Source organism: Leifsonia sp. Ger2509, from assembly GCF_055231915.1.
Map to the genome: position 1 here is coordinate 847,721 of NZ_JBUYVB010000003.1, position 20,222 is coordinate 867,942.

Below are 20,222 nucleotides of genomic sequence, written 5' to 3' on the forward strand. Positions count from 1 at the left end.
TCTCGGTCTCGAGCGAGGTTCCTCGGCCTAGGTTCTCCGGTCTGGGATCGGCGCCCTTCGGGCCGGCATCGGGGTTCGACGGGTCGGCACCTCGGCTTTGCGGGTCAGCGCTGGCGTTCTGCGGCCCGGCACCGGTGTTCCGCGGGCCGGCACGGAGGTTCGGCGGATCGGGACTGGTGTCCCGCGGCTCGGCATCGGACGAGAACGCTGCAGCGGGTCGATGTCCGGCGGAGGGAGCAGGTCGAATTCTCCCGACTCACGTCCTCGGACGACAGACCAGCCATTGTTGTGCAACAGCATGTGGTGATGTCGGCAGAGGAGGATGCCGTCGGCAAGGTCGGTGCGACCCCCGGCGGACCACGGGTCGATGTGGTGCGCTTCCGTCCACGACGGTGGCCGGTCGCAGCCCGGCCAGCGGCATCCGCCGTCCCGTGCCGCGAGCGCGACCCGCTGCGATCGCGTGAAGCAGCGCTCCGCCCGGCCGACGTCGAGGATCTCGCTCCGTCCGCCGAACACGATGGGCAGCACGCCCGCGTCGCAGAGATAGCGCCGTGCGGTGCCCGCGCTCAGCGGTTCGGACGACGACTCGACGTGCGCAACTCCATCGTCGATGCCGGAGATCTCGGCGCGCAGGTCGTCGAGGGACATCGTGACCCTCACCGCGGGCCGAGCGGTACCGAACACGCGCCCCGTGTCCGCCTCGCCGGCGATGCGGATCATCTCGACGACCGCGTCGAGCGCGAGCTGGCCATGGGTGCGCTCGTCGTCGACGATCGCCCGAGCGCGTTCCTGCTGTGCCGGGTCTACGAACCGCGGACCACCTCGCCTCGGAGCAGTGACCGCGTCGACCGCTGAGACGACGATTGCGGCTGACTCGGGATCGAGCAGGCCCGAAAGTCTCCGCATTCCGTCGATCTCCGGACCGATGGCAAGGAAACGCTTTTCGCGCAGCCGACGCTCCCGTTCGGCGACGCCGGCCCGGTCGAGCGTGTCGCGCACGGATCTGGCCATGCGTGTCACCGCATCCGCGTGCGATGACTCGGACTCGCGTGCGAGCGTCTCGGCGGCGGACACGAACGACACCGAGTCGACCTCCCCGGCCACCGGCGCGAGTGCCCGGACGATCCCGTCTGCCGCATCGACATCGATGCGACCCTCGCGGACACCGTCGGCGACCGGTCCGAGACCGGCAGGAGATGTCATCAACTCGCCTACCCGGACAAGCGCGGCCGCCTCCCGATAGCTGGAACCGCAGATCTCGCGCACGAGCGACTCGGCGTTGCGATGCCCTTCTCGGGCAGCCCAGCCGTTGTGGCCGTCATCCCGACGCGACCGGGCTGCTGCTTCGGCGGCCAGGGTCGCTTTCACCGCGTCTATACGACGCCCGAGGGAGGCCGCCGTCACGAGCCTGCGTCGGAGTTCTGCTTCGCTGAGTGCAGTCGGATCACTGGCCAGAGCGCCGATCAGGTCCGCGAGCGCAGTGCCCTCAACACCCGCGTCTAGCGCTCCCGCGTCTCGCGCGCCAGGCTGGTCATCCGTCATGAATCCATCCAAGCAGGCGCCACCGATATAGATCCCTGACCAGCACTTAATCCGTGGACAGTTCACCAGAATCCGCCGCCTGTGGAGGAGTGGACGAACGCTCAGGGCCCTAGTCTGTCCCCATGACAACGCCGAGCGATCGCGAACGCACACCGCGGTTCGCGGGCATCCGCACCCGCATGAGCGGCCGTGCCTCCGACGAGAGCCGCCGGGTGTCGAGTCCGCTCGAACTCCTCTTCGACCTCACCTTCGTCGTCGCGATCGCGCAGGTCGCATCCCAGCTCGCCCACCGTGTCGCGGACGGTGACGCGGCCGCCGGGATCGGGCCCTACCTCATGGTGTTCTTCGCCATCTGGTGGGCGTGGATGAACTTCACCTGGTTCGCCTCGGCCTACGACACCGACGACGTCCCGTACCGGCTCCTGACGCTGGTGCAGATGGGTGGCGTCCTGGTGCTCGCGGCCGGCGTTCCGAGTGCTTTACTCCGCGACGACTTCACGGCGATCACCATCGGCTACCTGATCATGCGCGTCGGACTGGTGAGCCAGTGGGTGCGAGCTGCCGTCGAGCATCCCGACGGGCGCGCGACAGCGCTGCGGTACGCGATCGGCATCTCCGTCGTCCAGGTCGGCTGGGTGTCGCGCCTGGCCTTCCCGCCCGAGTGGGGCCTGTGGAGCTTCCTCGTGCTCGCCGCGGCCGACCTGTCGGTGCCGCTCTGGGCCGAGCGATCCGGCATGACCTCGTGGCATCCGCACCACATCGCCGAACGGTACGGCCTGTTCACGATCATCCTGCTCGGCGAGTCCGTGGCCGCGGCGACGACCGGTGTCCAGCAGGGGCTCGAGCACAGCGGACTGACCGTGCCGCTCGTGACGATCGCGGCCTCCGGGCTGATCCTGCTGTTCGCACTGTGGTGGCTGTACTTCCTCGAGCCCGCGGGCGACGGGCTCGCACGGCACCGCAGCCTCTCGTTCTTCTGGGGGTACGGGCACTACCTCGTGTTCGCGTCGCTCGCCGCCGTGGGTGCCGGCCTGGAAGTCGCGGTCGAACGCGGCTCGGGCCGGATCGAGACGGCGGATGCGGTGGTCGGCTATGCGATCGCGATGCCCGTCGCGGTCTTCCTGCTGATGCTCTGGGTGCTGCACGCGCGGCTGGTGGCCGAGCTGGTCATCCGCCCCGTCGCGATCGCCGTCGCTGCGGCAGTGGTGATCCTTCTCCCACTCGCCTCGCCGCTGGTCGGACTCGAAGGTGTCGTGGTCGGCATCGCGGTCGTTGCCGCGGCCCTGACCGCCGTGACTATCGTGGACCGTGCATACACCACGTCACGTGGACCGACAACGGAAGAGAGCTGAGCCATGCCAACGATGATCTTCGTCAATCTGCCCGTCACGGATCTCGAACGGTCGAAGGCGTTCTATTCGGCCCTCGGATTCGGGATCAACCCGCAGTTCACAGATGAGAACGCCGCCTGCATCGTCATCAGCGACACGATCTACGCGATGCTCCTGACGAAGCCGTTCTTCTCGACCTTCACGTCGAAGAACATCTCGGACACGTCGACCTCGGTCGCCGCGATCAATGCGCTGTCGACCGACAGCCGGAATGCAGTGGACGCGCTGGCCGACGCGGCGATCTTGGCCGGCGGCACCGAGACCCGGGACCGCCAGGATATGGGGTTCATGTACAGCCGCGGGTTCGAGGACCCGGACGGCAACATGTGGGAGACCCTCTGGATGGATCCGGCGCACGTCGAGTAGAAAACGACACCACGCCACGCAGATGACGAACGGGCCGCCACCCGAAGGTGACGGCCCGTTCGCAAGAAGTTCGCGTTGTCAACGAAAAGCTGCCGCGAGGACTCCTGAGACTATCGACGAAGGCCGAGACGCTCGATCAACGAGCGGTAACGGTTGATGTCGATGTCTGCGAGGTAACCCAGCAGGCGGCGACGCTGACCGACCAGGAGAAGCAGTCCACGACGCGAGTGGTGGTCGTGCTTGTGCTCCTTGAGGTGCTCGGTGAGGTCCTTGATCCGCTTGGTCAGGATCGCAACCTGAACCTCGGGGGATCCGGTGTCACCGGGGTGGGTCGCGTACTCTTCGATGATCGCCTTCTTGACATCGGCTTCAAGTGCCATAGATGGGATCCCCTTTCTCTCGTTGCGCGGTGCCCCGGGGCCGGATGCCTGGGCTCTCTTTATCCGCGGCCGTCAGACGGCAACCGGGTTAGTTTACCAGACCCCGACAGGCCGCCGGTCCCGGCGAGGGCTCATGCAGCAGCGTCGCGCGCCCGGTCGACCAGACGATAGGTGAGCGCGAGGAAGCCGAAGACATAGGCGACGACGACCGGGACGGTCGCGAGCGGAATCAGGCGGGCCCCCGAGTTCGGATTGACGAGGAACAGGAGACCCGTCACGACGCCGACGACGAGCAGGAACCCGGCGAGCGCGAAGGCGATCCAGCGACCGAGTTCCTCGGTCAGCAGGATCACCCTGCCGCGGTCGAGCCGGCGGAGCCTGTACGCGCTGCGCGACGCGCGATACGAGTCGACGTCACGATACGCATCGGCCACGTGGGCGAAATACCAGATGCCGATCGCGAGGATGGCGATCGTGGCGCCCGCCGCCCACGCGTACGCGCCGAGACCGGACCCGAGTCCGATCGTCAACTGGGCGGCCACCGTCCACGCGAGGGCGACCCCGACGAGGCCGTACAGGAAGGCGGCCCAGCGGAGCTTGAGGCCCAGATCTGCGATGATCTCGTCGTCGGCGGCGAGGAGCGGATCGTTGATGAGCTGCGCGGACGTGTATTCGATGGATCGCGCATCCGCTGTCTCGAGCAGTGCTTCTTCGAGCACTGCCGTCTCGTCGGAGCTCGTCCTGTCCGCCTCGACCATCACGATGTCGACAACGGTGTCGAGGATGATCGTGTCGTCGTCGGCCGGGTCGGAACCACCGAGGCCGCGCGGGAGCGGCTGGGTCTCGGAGGCGCCCGTATCGTCAGCGCTCGTCGTGTCGTCGTCGGTGCCGGGCGCATCGCGGGCTCGCGACGGGCGCCGGGTAGCCATCAGGCGGCCTCCCGCTCGGGCTCCAGAAGGGCGAAAGCGCCGCCGAACGGGTCGACCACGACGGCCCATCGTCCGACGCCGGACGCGGCCATCGGAAGGGAGAGCGTCGAGCCGCCGAGACCGTGGAGACGTTCGAGGGCATCGTCGAGGTCGGCGACCTGGAAGTAGACCAGCCAGTGGCTCGGAGTGTCGGCTGACGCCGGGGCGACGGCACCGGCGATGTTCGCGTCGCCGACGTCGAACAGCGTGTAGACGCCCTCATTCAACGGCATCTGGCTCACGCCCACCATCAGGACGTTCTCGTAGAAGGGCAACGAGTCCTCGTAACCGTCGGCGACCAGTTCGAGCCAGTCGACGGCACCGGGCTGGTTGCGGAGCCACGGGGAACCCTTGGCCTGCTGCCAGAGCCCGAAGACCGCGCCCGTCGGGTCCGCGACGATCGCGAGGAACACACCCGGTGCCAGTTCGCCGGGCGGGACGAGCACCTGGCCGCCCTGGTCGGTCGTGGCAGCGGCTGCGCGGTCGATGTCGTCGGTGACGAAGTAGGTGGTCCATGTCGACCGCCCGCCCGCCTCGGCGATCATCGGCGGCAGCGGCCCGATCGCGGTCACGGGGGTCGCGTCGAGGGTGGCGACGGCGTAGCCGCCCATCTCGTCGGTGGCCTCTCCGACGTCCCAGCCGAAGAAGTCGCGATAGAACCCGGCGGCGCCTTCCGGGTCCGAGCTCTGCAGATCGACCCACACCGGGGTCCCTTGTGGAAACGTGTCGATGACCGGCATGGCACACACCTTACGCCCGCGTTCCGGCCTCCGGACAGGGCCGGTCAGGATTCGGTCGCCGCACGCGCGACCACCCCGGCCAGCAGGCGCAGGCCGTCACGCACGTCTTCGGGCGCGACCCCGCCGAAGCCGAGGATGAGGCCCGGCTGCGGGGATTGCGCACAGAAGAGGGACAGCGCCTGCACCGACACACCCACCGATGCGGCGAGCGTCACCACACGTTCGGCGTCGAATCCCTCACGCATCGGCCTTATGCAGAGGTGAAGGCCCGCGATCGACGGCACGACCCGGAAGGCCTCACCGAACTCCTCCTCCACCTCCCGGATGACCTGCCGCTGCCTGGCTCCGTATTCCCGTGTCGCCCGCCGAACGTGACGGGCGAAATGGCCCCCGTCGAGAAAGCGCGCCATCGCCGCCTGGGTCAGGTAGTCGGCAGACCAGTCGGTCAGTCGCTTCGCACTCCGCAGGGCCCCGCGCAGCGGTTCGGGCGCGACCAGGAACCCGAGCCGCAGCGCAGGAAGCATCGTCTTCGAGAAGGTGCCGACGTAGATGACGCGCCCATCGCGGTCGAGGCTCTGCAGTGGATCGAGCGGCCGGTCGGCGAATCGGAACTCCGTGTCGTAGTCGTCTTCGATGATCGCCGCCCCGCTTCGAGCTGCCCACTCCAGGAGCGCGATGCGCCGTTCGAAGGACAGCACCGCACCGACCGGGAACTGGTGCGACGGCGTGACGTAGACCAGCCGCGCTCCGGCCGGCAGCGCATCCACCACCAGACCGTCGTCATCGACGGGCACCCCGACGACGCGGGCTCCGAGGGATTCGAAGAGCTGGCGGACCGGAGGGTAGCCGGGCTCCTCGACCACGACGACGTCGCCGGGCTCCACGAGCACACGACCGACCAGGTCGAACGCCTGCTGGGCGCCGCTCGTGACGATGACGTCGTCGGGTCGGGCATCCACGGACCGGGCGATGCCGATGTGGCGGGCGATCGCCGCGCGCAGCCGCGCGAGCCCGGCCGGGTCTCCGTACCCGCCCGCGTCGAGGATTCCCCTCCGAAGCTCGCCTGCGACGAAACGACGCCACTGTTCGAGAGGGAACAGGCCGAGGTCGGGAGTGCCGACGCTGAAGTCGTAGGCGATGGGGACCGGCTCGACCCAGAGCGGGTCGGGCACGTCGCGCCAGAGAGCGCGGGGTTGTGCGGGGGATGTCGCGGGCGCTCGCCGCCGGCCGCTTCGCTCCGGCACCGGAGGCGGAGCGGCGACGAACGTCCCCGAGCCGGCACGGCTGACGAGATAGCCCTCGGCGGCGAGTCGTTCGTAGGCGACCGAGACGGTGCCCCGCGACACGGCGAGCTGCCGGGCGAGGTCGCGTGACGGAGGCAGCCGTTCGCCGCGACGCAGGCGGCCATCGTGGATGGCGTCGCGCAGCTGTCGATAGATGCGGTCCGACCGGTCGCCCCTACCGTCGATCCGCACATGCACATCCATCGCGGCGCCCTCCGAATTGGACCAATCAGAACCGTATGAATTGGATCTTACAATGGTCCGCTGCCGGAACTACCGTCGAGGTATGACAGAACGAATCGACATCTCAAGCATCACACCAGAGGGGTACCGCAAGGTCATCAACCTGGACGGCTACGTCGGCCAGAACGTGGAGAACCCCCTCCGCGACCTGGTCAACCTGCGCGCATCCCAGCTGAACGGATGCACGTTCTGCGTCGACATGCACTCGGTCGACCTGCAGGCGGCCGGCGTGCCCCTGCGCAAGATCTTCTCGGTCATCACCTGGCGGGAATCCGCATGGTTCACCGCACGCGAGAAGATCGCGCTCGAACTGACGGAGGAGATCACGCGCATCCAGAGCGGCGTCCCCGACGAGCTGTGGGAGAGAGCGCACTCGGAATTCGGCGATCGCGGGCTCGCTGACCTCGTCCTCGCCATCAGCACGATCAATGTGTGGAACCGTATCGCTATCTCGACGCGGATGCTCCCGCCGGAGCTCGAACCGGCGCTCGGCTGAGACCTCGCCTCGCCGAGCGCCGCGTCCGACTGCTGCCTGGGTACGTCCGCTAGCTCACACCGAGCAGGTCGATCACGAAGATGAGCGTCTTGCCGCTCAGCGCGTGACCACCGCCGGCGGGACCGTAGGCGAGCTGCGGCGGGACCGTCAGCTTTCGGCGTCCGCCGACCTTCATGCCGGGGATTCCCTCCTGCCAGCCGCGGATGAGGTTGTTCAGCGGGAAGTTGATCGACTGCCCCCGGCTCCAGGACGAATCGAACTCTTCACCGGACTCGTACTCCACGCCGAGGTAGTGCACATCGACCTTGGCGCCGGGAGTCGCCTCCGCGCCGTCGCCGACGATGATGTCCACGATCTCCAATCCGTCGGGGGCCGGGCCCTCGGGTGCGTCGATCTCGGGCTTCTCATGCTTCGAATCAGTCATACGTCCATCCAACCGTGCGGCGCGCAGCCACGTCAAAGCTGTCCGCTGGGCGCGTATCGCACGGATGTCCGAAATCCGCTCTTGCAATCGACCGGAGGGCGCGGCACCCTAGTTACAGATCAACTCATCGTTCGGTAGAGTCGCAGGCATCGCCGCACCACCGGGCGATGAGTCTTTTTAACGGCCCGTCAGCCGAACACCTTGCCGGGGTTCATGATGCCGAGCGGATCGAACACGCTCTTCAGCTTCACCTGGAGCTCATAGGCGTCGGGGCCCAGTTCGTCGGCCAGCCACCGTCGTTTGAGGAGACCGACGCCGTGCTCCCCGGTCAGCGTTCCGCCGAGCTCGATCGCCGTCCGGAACAGCTCGCCCGCGGCCTCCCAGACCTGGTCGGGGACGTCGTCGCCCTCGTACATGAAATTGGGGTGCAGGTTGCCGTCGCCGGCGTGGGCGACCGTCGGTATGGCGACTCCGTATTTGTCGCCGATCGCGCGGATCGCCTCGAACATCTGCGGCATCTGCGAGCGCGGCACCGAGACATCCTCGATCAGCACGTTGCCGTGCGCTTCCAGGGCCGAATGGAAGGCGCGCCGGATCGCGAGAAGCCGCTCGCCTTCCGCCGCGTCCGTCGAGACCCGCACGGTGCCTCCGGATGCGCGGATCAGTTCCGAGGCGGCAGCCGCGTCCGTCGCGGACGCCAGACCGTCGAACTGCACGAGGAGGTACGCAGCCCCTCCGGACGCCCCCATCGCGGCCTCGATGGTCTCGCTGCCGAGATGGGCCGCGATGCGTTCGAGGGCCGGGCCGTCGAGCAGTTCCATGACGGCAGGGCGGAGACGGGATGCTGTGACGCGCGCGGACGCCGCGGCCGCGCGCCCCACATCCGGGAAAAGTGCACCGATCGTTGTGATCCCTCCGACGGGCAGCGGGAGCGCGCGCACCGTCGCGTCGACGATCACACCCAGCGTGCCCTCCGAGCCGACGAACAGGGCGGTGAGGTCGAACCCGGTCACGCCTTTCACCGTGCGATGACCAGTGCGGATCAGCCGGCCGTCGGGAAGGACGACGGACAGCCCGAGGACTGCCTCGCGGGTGACCCCGTACTTCGCGCACAGCAGGCCACCGGCGTTCGTCGCGATGTTGCCGCCGACCGATGAGATCGCCTTGCTCGCCGGATCGGGTGCGAACCAGAGTCCGTGCGGCCGGAGCGCTGCGTTCAGGTCGGCGTTGATCACCCCGGGCTCCACGACGGCGAGCTCGTCCTCCGGGCTGATCTCGAGGATGCGGTCCATGCCGGCGACGCTCAGCACGATCGCACCGTCGGTGCCGTTCGCGCCGCCCGCGAGGCCGGTGCCTGCTCCGCGCGGCACGACGGGGAGGCGGAACTCGGTCGCTGCCTGCATCGTCGCCTGGACGTCGGCGACCGATCGCGCGTTAACGAGCATGAGCGGCCTGCCGGGCGACCGCCAACCGGACCTGTCGGTGCGCAGTGCATCCAGTTCGTCCGGATCCGTGCTGAGGACCCCCGCAGCGGTGGCCTCGGGGCCGAGTGCTGCTGCAAGCCAGGTGATCGCATCCATGCGTGCCAGACTAGCCGCGTGCGGGTCAGGTCCGATTTCCGCTACCAAACGTCGGTGGCGCATGTCAGGCTGATCGCATGAACGCCCCCCGACCGGACGCACCGCTCGCCGACCCCGTGTTCGCCGAGCGCTACCGCGCGATGTCGTCGAGGGATGCGCGGTTCGACGGCCAGTTCATCACCGGCGTGCACACCACCGGCATCTACTGCCGGCCCAGCTGCCCGGCCGTCACCCCGAAACCCGGCAATGTCACGTTCTACCTCACCGCAGCCGCCGCGCACGAGGCGGGGCTGCGGGCCTGCAAGCGCTGCCTTCCGGACGCCGTGCCCGGATCTCCGGAATGGAACATCCGCGACGACCTGGCCGCCCGGGCGATGCGGCTCATCGCCGATGGAACGGTCGAACGCGAAGGCGTGCCGGGCCTGGCGCGCCGGCTCGGCTACACGCCGCGGCATCTCGGGCGCGTGCTGACCAACGAACTCGGCGCGGGCCCGCTCGCGCTGGCGCGGGCGCACCGCGCCCAGACCGCCCGGCTGCTGCTGGCCGGCACCGACCTCTCGATCACCGACGTCGCCTTCGCCGCGGGATTCACCAGTGTCCGCCAGTTCAACGAGACCATGGCCGACATCTACCGCACGACGCCGGGAGAGATCCGCGCGGCGGCGAAAGGACGAGCGGGGCGGACGGCGCGCGCGCATCCGCATGCCGGGGAGGCCGCATCCCTCAGCCTGCGGTTGCCCGCACGGGCGCCCTTCGACGGCCGCGCCCTCTTCTCCTTCCTCGCCGCGCGCGCCGTGGCAGGCACCGAGGCCGGCGACGCGAACACGTACTCGCGTGCCATCGCGCTGCCGAACGGCCCGGCCGTCGTCACCCTCAGCCTCGGCGGAACGGATACCAGTCCGCACGTCGACTGCGAGGCCCATCTCGCCGACGTCGCCGACCTCGCTCCGCTCGTCGCGCGGGTGCGACGGCTCCTCGACCTCGATGCTGACGCCGTGGCGATCGACGAGGCGCTTGCCGCCGATCCCGCACTCGCGACCAGCGTCCGCGAGGCCCCCGGACGCCGGGTACCGGGAAGCATCAACGCTGAGGAGATCCTGTTCCGGGCACTCATCGGGCAGCAGGTCTCCGTCGCCGCCGCACGCACGGCGCTCGCCAGGCTGACCGATGCGCTCGGGACGCCGATCGACGCCGGCCCCTTCACGCGGCTCTTCCCCACCGCCGAGCAGATCGCCGAGGGCGGCCGCGACGTGCTCCGGGGTCCGGTCCGGCGTGTCGCGACGATCCTCGCGACGGCCGAAGCCCTCGCCGACGGCAGCCTCGTCCTCGATGTCGGCGAGTCGCGCGAAGAACTCGAGGCACGCCTGACGGCGCTCCCCGGGATCGGGCCTTGGACCGCCGGATACGTGGCCATGCGGGTGCTCGGAAGCCCGGACATCCTTCTCACCAGCGACCTCGTCATCCGGCAGGGCGCGGCGCGGCTCGGGCTGCCTGATGGACCCCGCGAACTCGCCGAGCGCGGAGCCGCGTGGGCACCGTGGCGCAGCTACGCCGGAATGCACTTGTGGCGGGCGGCCCAGGCGTAATATCGAAAACGAAGCCGGGACGGAGGAGGACGCGCACGTGCCTTCGATCACCGTGGTGATTCCGGCCCTGAACGACTCCGTCATGCTGGCACGCTGCCTGGCCGATCTGCAGGTGCAGTTGCGCCAGGCGGACGAGATCATCGTGGTCGACAACGGCAGCACCGACGACACGGCGGCGGTCGCGCGCGCGGGGGGGGCCCGTGTCCTCGACCAGTCCGTGCGAGGCATCTGGCCTGCGGCGTCGACCGGCTACGACGCGGCCACCGGCGACCTGATCGCGCGGCTCGATGCCGACTCGCGGCCGCCGGAGGACTGGCTCCTGCACATCGAAGCCGAGTTCACGGTTTCCCCCGAGATCGGCGTGCTCACCGGGCCGGGTGTCTTCTACGACGGCAACCCGCTGGTTGCGGGTCTCGGCCAGCTGCTCTATATCGGCGGGTACTTCTGGTCGATGGCCATCTGGCTGGGCCAGCCGCCCATCTTCGGCTCCAATTTCGCGATGCGCCGCGAGGTGTGGCAACGGGTGCGCGGCAGGGTGCACCGCGGCCTGCGTGAGATCCACGACGATCTCGACCTGAGCATCCACCTCGAGCCCGACCAGATCGTCCGGCTCGACGAGCGGCTCACGGTCGGGATCTCGTCGCGCCCGTTCGCGACCTGGCGCGGCCTCGGCAGGCGGCTCACCTGGGCGTTCTCCACGCTGCGCATGCACCTGCCGGAGGAGTCGCCGTGGCGTCGCCGCGCGGCCAGGCGTCGCTGGGAAGAAGAGCACGCCGAAGAGGAGCTTCCCGGCGCCATCGCCTGAGCGCGTCAGGCTGCCGACGCGAAGAGCGCGAGCATGTCGCGGCCGAGCTGGTGCGGAGCCGTCTCGCAAGGGCTGTGCCCCGTGCGGTAGACCGCGAGAGTCGCGGCGATCTGCTGGGCGAACGCGGCATGCAGGTGGGTCGGCCAGAGATCGTGGTTGCCGGTAGCGACGAGTTTGGGGATGGCGTTTGCCGCCACAGCGTCCCTGGTGTCCGGCACCTTTTTCATCAGACCGACGATGTCGTCAACGCTGGCGCGTCTCGTCAACGCGAATCGTTCGCGCACGAAGGCGAGTCTGCTCGGAGGGACCTTGTTCTTGTTCGTGACGATGCCCCAGATCATCAGGCCCGCCCCCTGCCTGCCGTTGAGGAACCAGCTCAGCCAACCGATCGTTCGCACGCCGCGGAAGGCCTGCCCCGGTTCCGGCGGCGTCGTGAGCAGAGTCAGGCTGCGGAAGAGCTCCGGGTGCTCCACCAGTGCCAGCTGGCTGAGGATGCCTGCGAACGAGTACCCGAGAACGTGCGCCGGTGCGCCGGCGCGCAGGAATGCCACCACGTCGGCCACCAGGAGCCCGTATGTGTAGTGCCCGCCGGCGACGGGGCCGGCATCCGCAGACTCGTACTGGCCGGCGAGATCGTAACTCTGCACGAAGTAGCCGCCGGCGGCGAGGATCGGAGCCAGCAGGTAGAAGTCCTCTTTCGAACCGGTCACCCCCGGGATGAGCACGACACGGGGATCGCCGGGGTTGCCCAGTGAGAACGTCGCCAGCTGACCACTCGGAGCGTCGAAGGTGGAGAAGACCGCGCCAAGCGGCGCGACGGACCAGTCGATGTCGGGCAGAGCCGCGTCGAGGCGCACCGCCTCGTCATCTCCGCCCGCCAGCCCGGGCCGCCTTTCTCCGATGGACACACAGCAACGCTAGCTGTTCCGGCGGACGTTTTCCGGCAGCCGAGCCTGCCCGATAGCCTTGGGACGTGAGATTCTCGCACCTCAGCTCCGCCACAGACCGCCACCCCCGCTTAGCCGCCGTCATCGGAGACGGGGCTCTCTTTCTCGACGAGGTGATGGATGAGGCTCCGCGGGACCTGCAGGAACTCATCGAACGCGGCGACGAGGGCCTCGCACACGTCCGCGCCGTCGTCGACAACGCCGTCGCCAACCGCACGGAACTCGAACCCGTCCGCGGACTTCGCCACGCCTCCGCTGTTCTCCGGCCGCCGCAGGTGATCGCGATCGGCGCCAACTACGCCGCACACGCATCCGAGTTGAAGCTCCGCAGCGAGAAGGCTGCGACCGTCTTCTCGCTCTGGCCGAACTCGCTGGCCGGTCATGAGGGCACGACCTCGTGGCCGGAGGACCTGACGACGCAGGTCGACTACGAGGCCGAACTGGGCGTCATCATCGGTACGCCGGCGCGCGATGTCCACGTGCGTGACGCACTCGACCACGTCTGGGGCTACACGGTCGTCAACGACATCACCGCGCGTGATCTGCAGTTCTCCGAGGCGCAGTGGTCCCGCTGCAAGTCCTTCGACGGATTCACGCCGAACGGGCCCGTCGTCGTCACCGCTGACGAGATCGCCGATCCGCAGGACCTCTGGCTCACGACGAATGTCGATGGCGCGATCCTGCAGGATGCGTCCACGGCCGACATGGTTCGCAGCGTCGCCGAGATCATCGCCTTCCTGTCGCGGTCGGCCACCGTGCAGCCCGGAACGCTGATCTCGACAGGCAGCCCGGGCGGCGCGGGTTACTCCCGCACCCCGCCGGTGTTCCTGCGCGACCGCTCCACCGTGACGGTGTCGATCGGCGGGATCGGCTACCTCACGACCTACTGCCGCGTCACCTGATCAGGCTTGTCCGGCCCGACCAGGCGACGCGCGTCAGAAGGCGGCCGGACCCCGATCAGGCCTGCTCGATGACCGGGATGGCGGTCGTGATCGCCTCGAGACCGCTGAGACGCGCGGGAGACAGGAGCTTGGTGACCTCTTCACGGCTCATCAGGTTGGCTTCGACGATCAGGTCTGCAACGTTTCCGCCCGTGAGGAGCGCCGTCTTCGCAAGCGCCGCGGCGGCCGAGTAGCCGATGTACGGCATCAGGGCCGTGATCACCCCGACGGACGAGCCGACCATCGCACCGAGGCGTTCCTCATTGGCGGTGATCCCGTCGATGCAGTTCACGCGCAGCGTGTGGAACCCCTGGGTCATCCAGGTGATGGACTGAAGGAGCGAGTGCGCGATCACGGGCTCGAAGGCGTTGAGCTGCAGCTGCCCGCCCTCCGCTGCCATGGTGACCGTCACATCCGCGCCTGCGACCGAGAACGCGATCTGGTTGACGACCTCGGGGATGACCGGGTTGACCTTGCCTGGCATGATGCTGGAGCCTGCCTGCCGCGGCGGCAGGTTGATCTCGCCGAGACCGGCCTGCGGACCGCTCGAGAGCAGCCGCAGGTCGTTGCAGATCTTCGACAGCTTGATCGCGGAACGCTTGAGCGATCCGCTGAACGACATGAAGGCGCCCGCGTCGCTGGTCGACTCGATGAGGTCGGGCGCCGTCTCCAGCGGGAGGCCGGTGATCTCGACGAGGTGGCGGCAGGCGGCAGGGGCGTAGCCGGGGTCGGCGGTGATTCCCGTGCCGATCGCGGTCGCACCGAGGTTGATCTCGGCGAGCAGCCACTTGGTCTCGGTGAGGCGCGCGTGGTCCTCGGTGAGGGTGGTGGCGAAACCGTGGAACTCCTGGCCGAGCGTCATCGGAACGGCATCCTGCAACTGCGTGCGGCCGACCTTCAGCACATGCCGGAACTCGACGCCCTTGCGCGCGAACGAGTCGCGCAGCAGCGCCAGCTCGTCCAGCAGGTGGGAGAGCGCGAAGGTCAGCGAGATCTTGATCGCCGTCGGGTACGTGTCGTTCGTGCTCTGGCTGCGGTTGACGTCGTCGATCGGGTGGAGGTACTGGTATTCGCCCTTGGCGTGGCCGTCGAGTTCGAGGCCGAGGTTGGCGATGACCTCGTTGGCGTTCATGTTGGTGGAGGTGCCGGCCCCGCCCTGCATCACGCCGACCACGAACTGGTCGTGGAAACCGCCGTCGATGATGAGCTGGCAGGCACGGTCGATGAGGTCGGCCTTGTGCGGATCCAGGACGCCGATCTCGAGGTTGGCGCGCGCGGCGGCCTGCTTGACGCTGGCGAGCGCGACGATGAGGTCGGGGTAGACGGAGATCGGGCGCTTGGCGATCTGGAAGTTCTCGAGTGCCCGGGAGGTGTGCACACCCCAGTAGGCGTCTGCCGGGACGTCGCGGGCTCCCAGGGAGTCGCTTTCGGTGCGGACGGGACCGTGGTCGACCGCCGTGGTCGGGACGTCCGAGACGTTCTCCGACGCATCGATGAGGGGGATCGGGCTGGTGCGGGGGGCTGTTGCGGTACTGCTCGGGGTATTCACTGGTGGCTCCATTGCCTGTCGTTGTGCGGTGGCATTGTATTTCGTCATCGGCGTGCTCGTGGCTGTCGACGAGTCGACTTTAGCGCGCGAACCTCGGGACATGGTGTCAACCGAGCTTCCTGAGGAGGCCCCGGATGAACCGGTCTTTACCGGCCGTGTACGGGGGCGAGATCAGGCGGATCGTGTCAGGCTTCAGCGGTTTGCTCAACACGGCCTTCTCGTGGCTGAACGTTCGCAGCGAGTGGTCGCCGTGGTATCCGCCGGTCCCGCTCTCGCCGACCCCGCCGAACGGGAGGCCGGGGACGGCGAGGTGCGCGGCAGGGATGCCGAATCCGATGGCACCGGAGCTCGTCTCCGTGAGGAAACGCCTGCGGACCTTGTCGTTCTCGCTGAAGACGTAGAGCGCCAGGGGCTTGTCCCCTGCTGTGATGTGCCGGATGGCGTCGTCGAGTCCGCTGACCGTGACGATCGGCAGGATCGGGCCGAAGATCTCGTCCTGCATGATCGGCGCGTCGCGCTGGACGTCGGCGAGCACCGTCGGTGCGAGGTAACGGGATGCGGTGTCCGAGTCGCCGCCGACCACCGCACGACCCGAATCGAGCAGGCTGGTGAGGCGCACGAGGTGCTGCTCGTTGACGATGCGGCCGTAGTCCGGGTTCGCGGCGGGGTCGTCGCCGTACAGTTCGCGGGTGGCGGCGATCAGCGCGGGCTCGAGCCGCCGGGCGACGTCCGCCGTGGCGAGCAGGTAGTCGGGCGCGACACAGGTCTGGCCCGCGTTCATGAACTTGCCCCAGGCGATCCGCTTCGCGGCCGCGTCGATGTCGACGCTGTCGTCGACGTAGACCGGCGACTTGCCTCCCAGCTCGAGGGTGACGGGGGTCAGGTTGGCGACGGCGGCGGCCATCACGATGCGACCCACCCGGCTGTTGCCCGTGAAGAAGATGTGATCGAACCGCTGCGCCAGGAGTTCGGTCGTCTCGTCGACCCCGCCCTCGACCACGGCGACTGCGCGCGTATCGAGGTACAGCGGCACGAGGCGCGCGATCGTCGCGGACGTCGCCGGCGCGAGTTCGCTCGGCTTCATCACGACCGCGTTGCCCGCCGCGAGGGCGCCGACGACGGGAGCCAACTGCAGCTGCACGGGGTAGTTCCACGGCGCGATGACCAGGACGACGCCGAGCGGTTCACGGATGACGGATGCGCGGGCCGGCATCACCGCGCCCGGCACGCGGACGGAGCGCGGACGCAGCCAGGACCGCAGATGCTTCAGCGCGTGGTCGATCTCGCCGACGACGAAACCGATCTCGGCGAGCTGCGACTCTGTCGGGTTCTTGGCGAGGTCGCTCTGCAGCGCCGACTCGAAATCGCCTCCGCGCTCGGTGAGCATGCGCCGGAGTGCTTTCAACTGATCGACGCGCCAGGCGAGGGGCTTCGTGGTCCCCGCCTCGAACGTCGAACGGAGGCCGGCTACGGTGCCGGCGATCTCGCCGTGGGTCATGGCTCAATCCTAGGTCCGCACGGGACGGGAACCGGACAGACGCAGTGGCGTGTGAGGCGGCTTCCAGCGGCCATTCTGTCTATCGAACGCGGGCGCCTGACAACCGCGCGGACCGCTGCCTACTGGTGGAAGTAGGGGACGATCAGGTAGATACCGTAGAGGACCGCGAGCCCGCACAGGGTGAAGCAGGTGTACGCAGCGAGAAGCGCTGTGCGTTTCTGCCCGGCGGTCAGCGGGTTCTTCTTCTCCGCCTTGCGGGCGCGCTTGGCGGCGGCAGCCGCCTCGGCCGGTGTGACGACGGTGATGGCATCCGTGAACTCGACCGGGTCGACCTGCAGTGCACGGCCCGCTGCGGCCAGGAGCCGCACGCCCAGCGAGTAGAGTCCGACGACCACACAGGTCGAGATGAGTGACGCGAGCGCCACCGACAAGAACGATCCCCAGTCGATCACGCGCGTTCCTCCTCGGGATCGCGCGGCCGCTTGCGCTGCTTCGGCCGTTTCAGGGGCTTGACCTTCTTGATCTTCACGACAGTGCCGGACTGGGCGACTTCGCTCACGCCCGTGACGCCGGCGACAGCGCCAGGGCTGACCGCGTTCGTGCTGTCGACGCGGTTGCGGTTCGAGATGATGAAGATCACGACGATGACCACGACCCCGACGACCACATCCACGAGGATGCCGATCGGACCGAAGCTAGCGATCCAGGCAGCGATGCCGCCAACGACGGCCGCAGACGGAAGAGTCAGGAGCCAGCCGACCCCGATGCGTCCCGCAGTGCCCCAGCGCACCGATGCGCCGCGCCGGCCGAGGCCGGAGCCGATCACCGAGCCCGAGGCGACCTGGGTGGTGGAGAGCGCGAAGCCGAGGTGGCTCGACGCGAGGATCGTGGCCGCCGTGCTCGTCTCCGCCGCGAAGCCCTGCGCGGGCTTGATGGCGGTGAGACCCGTTCCCAGGGTGCGGATGATGCGCCAGCCGCCCGTGTAGGTACCCAGCGCGATCGCGAGCGCGCATGCTGTGATCACCCAGAGTTCAGGACCGCTCCCCGTAGGCTGCAGGCCGGCCGAGATCAGGGTGAGCGTGATGACGCCCATGGTCTTCTGGGCGTCGTTGGTGCCGTGGGCGAGGGCGACGAGCGACGACGAGAAGATCTGGCCGACACGGAAGCCGCCCCGGCCATCCGGTCTCCCGTCGAACCGGCGTGTGACCGCGTACGCCAGCTTCGTCGCGGCATAGGCCACGAGGCCCGCGGTGAACGGGGCGATGATCGCGGGCAGGATCACCTTGTCGAGCACGACGACGAAGTCGACCGCCTGCACCCCGACGCCGACGATCGTGGCTCCGATCAGCCCGCCGAACAGTGCATGGCTGGAACTCGAGGGGAGCCCGAAGAGCCAGGTGACCATGTTCCAGATGATCGCGCCGATCAGACCGGCGAAGATCAGTTCAGGAGTGATCTGCACCCCGCCCGGACCCTCTTTGATGATGCCGCCCGAGATGGTCTTCGCGACCTCGGTCGACAGGAAGGCTCCGACGAGGTTGAGCACCGCCGCGAGGGCGACAGCGACCTTCGGCCGCATCGCTCCGGTCGCGATCGGCGTCGCCATGGCGTTCGCGGTGTCGTGGAAACCGTTCGTGAAGTCGAAGAACAACGCGAGGACGATGACCAGGACAACGATGAGGGTGAGATCCACCAGCGCCCTTCTCGTGGAATACCGGGCGTAATTCACCTGGATTTCATGCAAACCGACCGGTGCCGTTCGACAACCACGACGATACTCACATGCCGCGCCGCGATGGTCAAACTCGGTCTCACACGTGCGGGACGAACTCCTGCCAGGCGACCCGCTTCGTCGCGCGCGGATCCGACTCGATCCGGTCCTTCCGGTCGATGATCAGCGTGAGCCGGTAGTCGTCGTCCGAGGCGGCGTCGTAGCGCGGCCAGGCGGGATCCCGTGGGGCAGGCGCCAGGTCGGATCCCGCCGGAAGCGGGCCGTCCGGGTCGCCGGTCGCAGCGAATGCGAGCCAGCGGCGCTGCATCCGCTCGCCTGCCGCGATGAACGCCCGCCTGCCGCCGAGGACGGTCATGGCGCGTCCGAACAGCGAATCCATCCGGTCGAAGACGGCGAACAGTTCGAGCCCGTGGGTGGCGTCGAAGCCGAGCATGCGGACCAGGCGCGGTGCGATGTCGAACCGGTAGAAGTGCACAGGCGCGAACCGCGCGTGCCGCTCGCCCACTTTGATGCTCGGGTACCAGAACGAGTAGTCGCCGGCGAAGTCCGCGGCCGCCCTCCGCTCGGGCAGCCCCGGATACTCCCGCTTGATCGCCTTGCGCGTCTTCTTGCGGGTGCGGGAGAAGATCGCCCGGATGCGCGGAGGCGAGGTCGCAAGGATGTCCAGCCGGCCGATGAACAGGGAGCCCTCGCGGTCGTTGGTCCCGATGATCAGGGGCACCGGATGCGCGTCTCCGCTCTTGAACGCATCCAGTGGTCGCACCGGCAGGTAGTCGCCGTCGATCACGGGGCACAGGCAGATCGTGCCTGGGTTCTCGTCCGGTGTCCGAAGCTGCAACGCTGTCGTCGCCCGCACGATCGCAGCGGTGCCCGCGTGTTCGAGCAGGGTCACCGCGTCTTCGGGCGTCGTGGACTCGACGCTCGCGGGGTCGACCTCTGCGCTCAGCAGTTCGACGAACTCACCGGCCCATTTAGCTGTCAGCTCCGGAAGGTAGATCGCGTTGGGCGGAGCGCTCTGGGCGATGGCCCGGTGGAACAGTCCCCGTGCTGCAGGGGTCGTCATCAGGGTGGTAACGGCGTTCGCCCCGGCCGACTCGCCGAACACGGTCACGTTGCCGGGGTCGCCTCCGAACGACCCGATGTTGTCGCGTACCCATTCGAGCGCCGCCACCTGGTCGCGGAGGCCCAGGTTGCTCTCGAACGGGCGTTCCGGCGTCGAATAGCGGGTGAAGTCGAGGTAGCCGAGCGCTCCCAGCCGATAGTTCATCGCCACGAAGACGATCCCGCCGCGTCGCGCGAGGGTCTCGCCGTTGCGCGGGACGGAGCCGACCGATCCGACGCTGTATGCACCACCATGGATGAACACCATGACCGGCGCGGGCTCCGCGTGGCCGCCCTCGCGCCGGAGCACCTCCAGGGTCAGGCAGTCCTCCCCCATCGGAGTTCCGGGCTTCGCGCCGAGGAACTGGCCGCGATGGGCCTGCGGCGAGACCTTGCCGTTCACCGCGGCGAGGCGCACGCCCTCCCAGGGGACGACGGGGTGCGGCGCGCGGAAACGCAGCCGCCCGATCGGCGGGGCCGCGTAGGGGATGCCGCGCCACGCATCCAGACCACGCTCGCTGACGCCGCGAATGGTTCCGCCGGTCACCGGCACTTCCAGGGAAGAGGTGGTGCGCGTCTCGACGGTCACCTTCCGAGATTAGACCGGACCGGCAGCGCGCTGCGTCCCCCATTGCCTTGGAATCGGCTCA

The 20,222-nt window shown here is 68.6% G+C and carries 19 protein-coding genes; 6 read left to right on the forward strand and 13 right to left on the reverse strand.

Annotation, left to right across the window (positions count from 1 at the left end; all coding sequences use genetic code 11):
- Positions 1-27 precede the first annotated feature (27 nt).
- Positions 28-1,542, reverse strand: coding sequence for an HNH endonuclease signature motif containing protein (locus ACV7NN_RS04375; RefSeq protein ID WP_463348361.1), 1,515 nt, complete (start codon positions 1,540-1,542; stop codon positions 28-30).
- Positions 1,543-1,664: 122 nt separating this feature from the next.
- On the opposite strand from ACV7NN_RS04375, the gene ACV7NN_RS04380 reads away from it, so the two are divergent.
- Together ACV7NN_RS04380 and ACV7NN_RS04385 are read left to right on the forward strand one after the other, a co-directional pair.
- Positions 1,665-2,894 carry a low temperature requirement protein A gene (locus ACV7NN_RS04380; RefSeq protein WP_463348362.1) on the forward strand — a complete coding sequence of 410 codons (1,230 nt, stop codon included), beginning with the start codon at positions 1,665-1,667 and terminating at the stop codon, positions 2,892-2,894.
- 3 nt (positions 2,895-2,897) lie between these two features.
- Complete coding sequence (locus tag ACV7NN_RS04385; protein WP_463348363.1) at positions 2,898-3,299, forward strand: VOC family protein; 402 nt, start codon at positions 2,898-2,900, stop codon at positions 3,297-3,299.
- 110 nt (positions 3,300-3,409) lie between these two features.
- Here the strand turns inward: ACV7NN_RS04385 and rpsO are convergent, their stop codons facing one another.
- From rpsO to pdxR, 4 genes are all read right to left on the reverse strand, one after another.
- The gene (gene rpsO, locus ACV7NN_RS04390) at positions 3,410-3,679 is read right to left on the reverse strand and encodes a 30S ribosomal protein S15 (protein ID WP_163290947.1); all 270 of its coding nucleotides are present in this window, start codon (positions 3,677-3,679) and stop codon (positions 3,410-3,412) included.
- A gap of 131 nt (positions 3,680-3,810) precedes the next feature.
- A complete protein-coding gene (locus ACV7NN_RS04395; protein ID WP_463348364.1) occupies positions 3,811-4,608 on the reverse strand; it encodes a hypothetical protein in 798 nt (265 codons plus the stop codon).
- Positions 4,608-5,387, reverse strand: coding sequence for a VOC family protein (locus ACV7NN_RS04400; protein ID WP_463348365.1), 780 nt, complete (start codon positions 5,385-5,387; stop codon positions 4,608-4,610). Before ACV7NN_RS04400 ends, ACV7NN_RS04395 begins: the two co-directional genes overlap by 1 nt.
- A 44-nt stretch (positions 5,388-5,431) precedes the next feature.
- The gene (gene pdxR, locus ACV7NN_RS04405) at positions 5,432-6,874 is read right to left on the reverse strand and encodes a MocR-like pyridoxine biosynthesis transcription factor PdxR (protein ID WP_463348366.1); all 1,443 of its coding nucleotides are present in this window, start codon (positions 6,872-6,874) and stop codon (positions 5,432-5,434) included.
- An 82-nt stretch (positions 6,875-6,956) separates the two neighbouring features.
- On the opposite strand from pdxR, the gene ACV7NN_RS04410 reads away from it, so the two are divergent.
- Positions 6,957-7,409 (forward strand): carboxymuconolactone decarboxylase family protein, encoded by a 453-nt coding sequence (locus ACV7NN_RS04410; RefSeq protein ID WP_463348367.1) that lies wholly within the window; start codon positions 6,957-6,959, stop codon positions 7,407-7,409.
- 49 nt (positions 7,410-7,458) lie between these two features.
- On the opposite strand, the gene ACV7NN_RS04415 is transcribed toward ACV7NN_RS04410, so the two are convergent.
- Together ACV7NN_RS04415 and ACV7NN_RS04420 are read right to left on the reverse strand one after the other, a co-directional pair.
- Positions 7,459-7,833, reverse strand: a complete 375-nt coding sequence (locus tag ACV7NN_RS04415; protein WP_463348368.1) for an FKBP-type peptidyl-prolyl cis-trans isomerase — start codon at positions 7,831-7,833, stop codon at positions 7,459-7,461.
- Positions 7,834-8,021: 188 nt separating this feature from the next.
- Positions 8,022-9,413, reverse strand: coding sequence for an FAD-binding oxidoreductase (locus ACV7NN_RS04420; protein ID WP_463348369.1), 1,392 nt, complete (start codon positions 9,411-9,413; stop codon positions 8,022-8,024).
- 77 nt (positions 9,414-9,490) lie between these two features.
- On the opposite strand from ACV7NN_RS04420, the gene ACV7NN_RS04425 reads away from it, so the two are divergent.
- Entirely contained in the window at positions 9,491-10,999 is a 1,509-nt protein-coding gene (locus ACV7NN_RS04425; protein ID WP_463348370.1) for an AlkA N-terminal domain-containing protein, read from the forward strand.
- A gap of 37 nt (positions 11,000-11,036) precedes the next feature.
- Positions 11,037-11,804, forward strand: a complete 768-nt coding sequence (locus ACV7NN_RS04430) for a glycosyltransferase family 2 protein (protein WP_463348371.1) — start codon at positions 11,037-11,039, stop codon at positions 11,802-11,804.
- A 5-nt stretch (positions 11,805-11,809) separates the two neighbouring features.
- Here the strand turns inward: ACV7NN_RS04430 and ACV7NN_RS04435 are convergent, their stop codons facing one another.
- Positions 11,810-12,712 (reverse strand): alpha/beta fold hydrolase, encoded by a 903-nt coding sequence (locus ACV7NN_RS04435; RefSeq protein ID WP_463348372.1) that lies wholly within the window; start codon positions 12,710-12,712, stop codon positions 11,810-11,812.
- A gap of 65 nt (positions 12,713-12,777) precedes the next feature.
- Between ACV7NN_RS04435 and ACV7NN_RS04440 the strand changes: the two genes are divergently transcribed.
- Positions 12,778-13,653, forward strand: a complete 876-nt coding sequence (locus ACV7NN_RS04440; protein ID WP_463348373.1) for a fumarylacetoacetate hydrolase family protein — start codon at positions 12,778-12,780, stop codon at positions 13,651-13,653.
- Between the two features lie 55 nt (positions 13,654-13,708).
- Here ACV7NN_RS04440 and ACV7NN_RS04445 read toward each other — a convergent pair whose 3' ends face one another.
- From ACV7NN_RS04445 to ACV7NN_RS04465, 5 genes are all read right to left on the reverse strand, one after another.
- On the reverse strand, positions 13,709-15,187 hold the full coding sequence (locus ACV7NN_RS04445) for an aspartate ammonia-lyase (protein ID WP_463351232.1): 1,479 nt from the start codon (positions 15,185-15,187) through the stop codon (positions 13,709-13,711).
- A gap of 160 nt (positions 15,188-15,347) precedes the next feature.
- The gene (locus tag ACV7NN_RS04450; protein ID WP_463348374.1) at positions 15,348-16,739 is read right to left on the reverse strand and encodes an aldehyde dehydrogenase family protein; all 1,392 of its coding nucleotides are present in this window, start codon (positions 16,737-16,739) and stop codon (positions 15,348-15,350) included.
- Between the two features lie 119 nt (positions 16,740-16,858).
- On the reverse strand, positions 16,859-17,191 hold the full coding sequence (locus tag ACV7NN_RS04455) for a peptidase (protein ID WP_463348375.1): 333 nt from the start codon (positions 17,189-17,191) through the stop codon (positions 16,859-16,861).
- Positions 17,188-18,432, reverse strand: a complete 1,245-nt coding sequence (locus ACV7NN_RS04460) for an anion permease (protein WP_463348376.1) — start codon at positions 18,430-18,432, stop codon at positions 17,188-17,190. Before ACV7NN_RS04460 ends, ACV7NN_RS04455 begins: the two co-directional genes overlap by 4 nt.
- Positions 18,433-18,550: 118 nt before the next feature.
- Complete coding sequence (locus ACV7NN_RS04465) at positions 18,551-20,161, reverse strand: carboxylesterase/lipase family protein (protein WP_463348377.1); 1,611 nt, start codon at positions 20,159-20,161, stop codon at positions 18,551-18,553.
- Between the last annotated feature and the right edge of the window lie 61 nt (positions 20,162-20,222).